This is a genomic window from Yeosuana sp. (assembly GCF_057126245.1).
The window spans coordinates 1-5420 of record NZ_DBNGMQ010000002.1 but is presented as its reverse complement, the minus strand read 5'-3'; the positions used below and the strand labels follow the sequence as shown (position 1 = coordinate 5420).

Below are 5420 nucleotides of genomic sequence, written 5' to 3'. Positions count from 1 at the left end.
ATGTAACAAGTTATTAAAACAAGCTTTTACCATTGCAAAATCAGGACTAATTTATGATGATTCTCATAGAAGCACTTTAGTGAAAAATTAATCTGGTTTTACTTGGTTTTTACCACAGTACTTTGTTGTGCTTTCGTGCTGTTTTTTTCAACTAACCTAGAGGGCCATAAACAATAGCCTCATCACCAATGTCAATGAGTTCACAACTTTTTGAGAAGCTAGTCTTATCCGTTTTAATTTGAAATCTTAAGTTTTTGGTCTCCTCATTAGAATCTATCGGTAGCCAGCGGTAAGGTAAATCTAGCGTTGATTCTTTTGGACTTATAAGTTCCAAAATAGCATGCTCACCTTTTAGATTTTCATAATTGGCTGGTTTGGCAAAGGATAATTCAAGCGTTTTATCATCTATTTTTTTACGTTCCATGAGTTGAACTACCCTATCATCAACATACTTTTCATCATCACATTCTGACCAAATTTTATCCTTTTTCATTTGCAAGGCAGCCAAGAAACCTCCTTGGATTGCGCCTTCAAATCCGCCACCTGGGAAAGCCCACGCTGATGCAAAGTATAAGTTAGGTATCAAGAAATTGTTTCTAAATCGCTTATTTGCTATTTGGTCTTTAGTTTGGGCGTAACCATAAACCGAACCACTTGGGTTCGAGGTATAACGCTCAATGGTCTTGGAGGTAGCTACCTCGTAGTATTCAATACTATTTCGAATTCCCGGATACTGCTTTTCTAATCTCTGCAATAAAACTTGTGCTACTTCTTCTTTTTTTACCTTGTAGTCTTCCTTATTTAAATTTTTCCAATCTTCAATATAATCCACAGTACAAATTACACCTTCAGATTTTTGAGGTGGTGCGAGTCCAGCATCTACCTTGTTATAATCTACAAAAATGAATCTGCGATTAGACCAATCACCGTGGTGGTTATTTTTAATATCCTTTAATGCAGTTACATTATGTCCTTCGAAAACATTTGAGTAGTATTTTACGCCAAACTTTTCTAGATCTGTATTAAAACCCAGATACATACATAATAGTGAACATGAATTGTTTTTTGAACTTATTTTTTGTTGAAGTTGAGCACTATAAGGCTCATCCAACATCGACGGTACTAAAGGAATGGCACAATTGGCTATGACATTGTCACATAAAATAGTCATAGGTTTTGAATATTTATTAAAACTATCACGAAATGTAACTCCAGTTGCCTTACCATTATTCATTATGATTTTCTCAGCCCATTTACCTAATATCACACTTCCGCCATTCTTTTTTATATAGGAAGAAAGATAATTAGAAAGCTGTTGTGACCCACCTTTTATAAAGTGGCCACCATTCTCGATAAAGCCTGAAAATGGTATCGCAAAGTAGAACATTGATAGTGTATAAGGATCATCTCCCCAATAAACAAGGTGTGCTATGAGATCTAATTTTGCATTTTCATTGATAATGTATTTATCTAACCAAGACCCAACGGTGTGTTTAGTTGCCTCTACTAAGTTGGGATAAAGTAAAGGCATCAATGGATAAATTAATTTTCGTTTTAAAGGTGAACGCGGTTGGTTGGTTGCTTCTTTTCTTGTTCCTGCAATTAACTTAAAAAAACGTTTGATACCTTTTTCATCTTCTGGATATTTATCTATTAGTGCCTTTGTAGCAGATTCATATCCATGTGGGAATACAAAATCTTCATTATCAGAAAGGACTCCGTAAAATTCAGGCACTTTTTTAAATTGAACGTGTTTATCTACATCTAGCATTTTAAAAATTTGCGTAACTGAACCATTTTCAGTTAGTCCACTCATTTCATGTAAACCAACTTCTACGATGAAATCTCCTCTCTTAAAGGTGGTTGCACAGCCCCCGGGCTTGTGGTGCTGCTCTAATAAAAGAACTTTCTTACCAAACTTTGAGAGTGTCGCTCCTGCGGTTAACCCTGCCAGTCCACCTCCTATTATAATAGTATTGTATTTCATGACTTAAAAGAAATTTAATTAACTGATAACTAATTAGTTAAATGAATTTAAAACTATCAATTTAAATCCTTTTTATCAATGATAATTATCAGTTTTCTCCTTTTTTAAAAAAATTAGAAACTTGGATTTTGAGTTTTATTGAAAAGATAATTACAATGGGAGGAGTGGAAGTTTTTCGTTTTACCGTTACTTTTCTTGGCATGAAGCACAACGTGATTGTATAAGAATAGTGCGGTTTTGTGTGCGAGGATTTTCCGAAGGAAAATCAGAAGCTATCAAAACGGTACTAACCTTTGATTAAGTAATAAACTAAGCATTATTTTTATACGGTGTTGGGCACAGTTATTTTTCTTTTTCTTTTATCGAATTCAAAATCAAGTTTTTTCATAACTCCCTTTTTTCGATTGTAAATTTCTTTTGGTTTTCCTCTCTTATAAATAATTTTCTGAGTCAATTCTCCTTTTTTATTGAAATATTCAGATATTCCGTTAAAGTCCCATTTTTTTAATTCAATTCTGTATTCCGTTATTCCGGATTCATATTCTCCAGTTATTACTCCGTTTTTTGGTCCATCAAGCCAAAATATATCACTTATTAAATATATTTTCCCTAAATCGGTCAATTTTTTATTTAATTCTACTTGATACTTCATATTAAGATAGAATTGAAATTTTATATTTATTTCAAGGCTTTGTTCGTTTGTCTCAAATTCAAATTTTCCAGTTTCAAAATCAACTTCAATTTTCTGATTATTTATTAAAATCTCGGCAATAAATTCGTCTCCATATTGGTCAACTATTTGTCCTTTTATTAGATTCTGACCATTTGATAGAATGGAAAAAAAAAGTAGAATTAAAAATAGAATTGCCTTTTTCATAATTGTGCTCAACGGTTAGTATAAAATGCGTTTTAATGCTGTTTATACCATGTTATGTTTAGTGTCAATTAATTTTCTTTTTAAACGAAATCAAAGTAAACCAGATAAATATTACAAAAATCCATAAACCAAGGAATGGACCTAAATCTATCAATCCTGCTTCGGCAGGTGCTGTTGGAAACGTTATCATATTTAATGTTAATAATCCAGCCGAAAGAAGGCAAGTAACCCACCCTATAATTTTTCTAGAGGTTTGATGTTTAGCAATATTTATTCCGAATAAAAACCATGAAATAGTTATAAAAATATCAAAAGCAACATCCATTCCAGCCTGTACACGATTCGCCCCTTTAAATGCTGCCTTCATTAACTTTTGCGCTTCTTCAGTTTCAGCAGAAACCATAGCTAGATCGTGCCATATAAAGTTAGCTTGTTGCACCACTATAAATGTACAAGCAAGAGCAGCCCCAATTATTCCAAATAAATAAGCTATTTCAAGTGTGGGTGTGTGATTTTCTCTTTTTAAAAATCTATAAAGTCCCATAAACCCGATAATCCACAACAATGGAAAGGTAAATCCCATGAATCTACCAATTGTTTCGGGAATAAAGGGCAAAACTGCTGCGCCAAAGTAAAATAATATTGAAAAGACACCTGAAATTGCTCCAACCTTTTCTAGTTGATGGATAGTATTTTTCTCTTTTGTCATCGTTTATTCTTTTAATAATATTATAATGATGAGATAGTCGGTCAAATGTTACAGTCTACATTAAACATAACGTTTAAATAACAGTGGTTGGGTCAGCTTCGCTGTGCCCTATCGCTGTTATTTACTGTTAGCATAAGTTTATTGAATATTATGTGTGCTGGTTTGAATCTTTTAATTGGTAATATGAGAAATAGATGGCAAATGACACCAAGTATCAAATAGGATAGAATCAGGTAGAATCCAGCTAAATATTTATGGGGTGTTACAAAGAGATGAAATGTCATAATGAACCAGATATAAAAACTACCAATGCTTAACAATAAACATTGAATTATTAAGATAACTCTATGCCTTATTTTAAATTGGCCTCTCCAAATATTGGCCTCAATCATTAAAAATATTGGGTAGAAAAGAGCTGAATAAATTAACCAAACGTCATCAAATGAGCCATTGTTGAATAATGTTTTTTGGCTTCCGATTATCTCGAAACTATCTACTGAAGGAGCCACTTTGTGCTCAAAAACAATATATGGCACATTGAACATACCAATTATTAGTATCAAGGCAATTATTAAATATATTACTCCAGTTTTTTTCATCTAATTTATGCTAACGTGTTCGTGTATGGTTTCGTTGCGATTGGTACTAAGTTAGGAAAAAGGAGAGAAACCATTGTTCAGCAGCTAGGAAATTCCTATTCGGAATTTCAGAGCAATGAACTATACACGTCTTAAGTTTGTCTTTTGTTAAATTAGATCAATAAACCAGAAAGAACAAAAGAGAGGAATAAGGTTATTATACACGCAGAAGCTTTAGACTTCGTCAACATTGAAAACCCCCTCTCTTTTCTACACAGATTTCGTACAGTTCTATGAGGCTTTAGACCTCGATTTCAAGTCGTTGAAACTCGCGTAGATTGTCCTTTCAAAAACATTTTCTTATGAATAAAGATATTAAATATTTTGGAATAGACATTAGCCATTTGGTTTTTGATGTTACAGATTCTGATGGTAATTACTACCAATTTAAAAACACGATTTCAGGCTTTAAAAAGTTTGTAAAACTCTTAACAATGCACGGTCATTGTGTTATGGAAGCAACAGGCTATTATCACTATCAGCTGGCCTATTATTTACTTGAATCAGGTTTCAAAGTTTCAGTAGAAAACCCATTAGCAGTGAAGCGGTTTATCCAGATGAGATTGTCCAAGGTTAAGACAGACAAGAGCGATTCTAAACTAATCTGCGAATACGCTAAACAAGTAGAATTAAAGCTTTGGAAAGGTAACTCAAAACATCAAACGGAAAGTCTTCAAATAACCAGGCTCCTTGCTGTGTATACAAAACAAAGCACTATGCTTAAAAATAAAATACACGGCGAATCCGTTTTAGGAAATCCAAGTAAAGCAGTTGTGAGTTCTCTAAACCGTAGTCTAAAACAGGTCCAAAAAGAAATAAACCTGTTGGAGGGCAAACTATTAATATTAGTTAAAGAAGAGCATCAGGATGTATTAACTCGCTTAAAAAGTATACTAGAGATTGGTAGTAAAACAGCATTGATTCTGGTGGTCCTTACAGACGGTTTTGAACGTTTTACAAGCGGTAGTGAATTATGTAGTTGCAGGTTTGACACCTGTAATTAGGAAAAGTGGAAGCAGTGTAAATGGGCGGAGCAGGATCAGTAAAATAGGAAATCAAAAGCTGCGTAATCTATTGTTTATGTGCAGTTTTAATGCCTGTAAATACAACAAAGCTTGCAGGGAAATTTATGAGCGCATAGTAGCTAAAGGAAAGAGCAAAAAACTGGCATTAATTGCAGTATGTAACAAGTTATTAAAACAAGCTTTT

Annotated in this window: 3 protein-coding genes and 1 pseudogene; 1 reads left to right on the top strand and 3 read right to left on the bottom strand. The window is 33.3% G+C overall.

Annotated elements, in window-relative coordinates; genetic code table 11:
* Positions 1-151 precede the first annotated feature (151 nt).
* The 3 genes from AC15TD_RS00045 to AC15TD_RS00035 all read right to left on the bottom strand — a co-directional run bounded on the left by AC15TD_RS00045 (position 152) and on the right by AC15TD_RS00035 (position 3573).
* Complete coding sequence (locus tag AC15TD_RS00045; protein WP_484450099.1) at positions 152-1987, bottom strand: phytoene desaturase family protein; 1836 nt, start codon at positions 1985-1987, stop codon at positions 152-154.
* A gap of 322 nt (positions 1988-2309) precedes the next feature.
* A complete protein-coding gene (locus AC15TD_RS00040) occupies positions 2310-2864 on the bottom strand; it encodes a hypothetical protein (RefSeq protein WP_484450098.1) in 555 nt (184 codons plus the stop codon).
* A 64-nt stretch (positions 2865-2928) separates the two neighbouring features.
* Positions 2929-3573 (bottom strand): hypothetical protein, encoded by a 645-nt coding sequence (locus tag AC15TD_RS00035; RefSeq protein ID WP_484450097.1) that lies wholly within the window; start codon positions 3571-3573, stop codon positions 2929-2931.
* A 940-nt stretch (positions 3574-4513) separates the two neighbouring features.
* Here AC15TD_RS00035 and AC15TD_RS00030 point away from each other — a divergent pair.
* Positions 4514-5420, top strand: a pseudogene (locus AC15TD_RS00030) (IS110 family RNA-guided transposase); the annotation flags it as partial.